Source organism: Anaeromassilibacillus sp. Marseille-P3371, assembly GCF_900169665.1.
In the GTDB taxonomy this organism is placed as follows: Bacteria; Bacillota; Clostridia; order Oscillospirales; family Acutalibacteraceae; genus Anaeromassilibacillus.
Genome location: NZ_LT835157.1, coordinates 133,519 through 135,971, shown reverse-complemented (window position 1 = coordinate 135,971; position 2,453 = coordinate 133,519). Strand labels below are relative to the sequence as shown.

Annotated in this window: 1 protein-coding gene; it reads left to right on the top strand. The window is 42.7% G+C overall.

The window, feature by feature from the left end; genetic code table 11:
- Nucleotides 1-1,142 precede the first annotated feature (1,142 nt).
- Nucleotides 1,143-1,562, top strand: a complete 420-nt coding sequence (locus tag B9Y59_RS16360) for an IS3 family transposase (protein WP_256366507.1) — start codon at nucleotides 1,143-1,145, stop codon at nucleotides 1,560-1,562.
- The last annotated feature ends 891 nt before the right edge of the window (nucleotides 1,563-2,453 follow it).

Genomic DNA, 2,453 nt, shown 5'->3' with positions numbered 1-2,453 from the left:
GCCTTTGAACGATGTGAGTCCATTCTCATCTCCCTTTTTAAACCGAAGCACATTCTGGCCGGTTAAGATATTTATTGACTTTAGCTGTTAGTACAATTAAAGCAGGTTATATTAATAATGTCAATAGAATTTCCGGTTTATGACAAGAAATTTTATTATATTATGCAAAATATTATTGTATATAGGAATAATTTACCTGTGTGGCTAATTCAGTCAATCTGTGTGTATAAATTACTTTTTTAGATTGATGTTCATCATTTTATAGAGGGGTATCGTGACTATCCGAAAACAGACTGTACAATTCTCTTTATTCTCTACCTTGCAAACACACAAAAGAAACCCGTTCCGACTAAAACCGAAGCGGGTCTTTTGCCTTTGTTCAATTGCGTTCCACCAGGGTCGTCTGAACCCACACCGTCCCTTGAATGCTCCCTCTCTTCTCAAGACGGTTATCCGTATGTTTGGTTTCTGTCTTTAGGCTTGTCCTTTTACAAACACATCGGCTATGCGATAGGGCAGTAGATGCCCTTCTTCTCCCACAAATGTACAGCGTCTTTCGTGCCTTCGGCATTTCTTACGGAAGTCCCTTACTATTGACCGTTAGACACTTGATTGAGTACCGGTTATTTCTACTCTTCCTATAATGCAATTCCAATGTTTTCCCATCAACTCCAGACGCAAAACGACCTTTATACGGCGCCTCCTACGGAAGTTCCCTGTTATCGATTACCAGACACTTGATCGGATACCAACTATTTTTACCTTTTCTACAACTTAATTCTTATGTTCACCTATCATAAACGAATACATCGCGTCTTTCGCGCCTTCGATGTCCTTCTACGAAAGTTCCCTGTTACCAATTGCCGGTCACTTGATTGAATATCGGTTACTTCTACTTTTCCTATAATACAATTACAATGTTTCTATCCAATTCAGACACACAATGTCCTTTATACGGCGCCTCCTACGGAAGTTCCCTGTTATCGATTACCAGACACTTGATCGAATGCGAACTACCTTCATTTTTTCTGTAACTTGATTTCAATTCCCTCCTATCAATCGGGGACGTATAGCGTCTTTCACTCCTATGGTGTTTCCTACACGGTCTGTCTTCCAGCAGCGGTTGCTTAATCGAACGGCTTATGCTCTTCGCAAGTCATCCTACATTCAACCAATGGTCACCGTGCAGTGCTTCACTGCTTTCTGCCTTGGCAGTGTCGTATAGATACCCGTACTCTGGCCCGGTGGATGTACAATGTCTTTTGCATCTATGGCGCTCCCCGCGGAAGTTTCCTGCCGNTCAATACACTTCCCGAGAGTATTTTCACCTGACTCAATCCTATGGTATAACGCCGTCCATGTCAAGACGGGGAAACTGTTATGACAATGCTATGGCAGAAAATTTCTTCTCCATTCTAAAAATAGAGTGCATCTCCCGCCTCAAGCCAACGACATTTGCTGAGGCCAGGGAGGGCATTGACAGCTACATTTATTTTTACAACCACGACCGTATCCAGTTAAAAGCTGGAGTGGCGCCGCTCACGCTGCGCCACTCCGCTTAAAACTTAATTTTTCCTACCAAGGGACTTTTTGTGCTATCCGTATAATTGGGGGCAGTACATAATCCGGTACAGAGACTTTGTTTTTGTGGGATATAGTTTGAAAGGGGAGAGAGGCGTTAGCAGGGGTGGTGGAATAGGCAGCAAGGATTGCCGGTGCTTTTTAAGGTGGCCCTGTTTTGCATTTCTGTCCGTAGGGGTACCAGACAAAAATATGAACATACGGAATTTCACAAGAGTGTGGCCGAGGAAAAATGAAAAATATCTTTAAGAACCGCCGCACGGTTATGGACCTCTACTCTACTGAAAGAGCTACTACAACCCACGCAAGCGGGAGAAGTGTAGATCCGAATGATTATTGATTTTTTAGATACACCAGTGATCGGATTCCAGCTATTTTTACTCCTTCCACAACACGATTCCGATGTTGCCTTATTATTGGATACATCGCATCTTTTGCGCCTTCGGCATCTCCTACGGAAGTCCCTTATTATTGACCGTTAGGCACTTGATTGAGTACCGGTTACTTCTCCTTTTCCTATAATGCAATTCCAATGTTTGCCTATCCATTCCAGACACACAACGTCCTTCATCCCTATGGTACTTCCTACGGAAGTTCCCTGTTATCGATTACTAGCCACTTGATTCGGATACCCGCTATTTTTACTCTTTCCACAACTTAATTCTTATGTTCACCTATCATAAACGGATACATCACGTCTTTCGCGCCTTCGATGTCCTTCTACGAAAGTTCCCTGTTACCAATTGCCGGTCACTTGATTGAATATCGGTTACTTCTACTTTTCCTATAATACAATTACAATGTTTCTATCCAATTCAGACACACAATGTCCTTTATACGGCGCCTCCTACGGAAGTTCCCTGTTATCGATT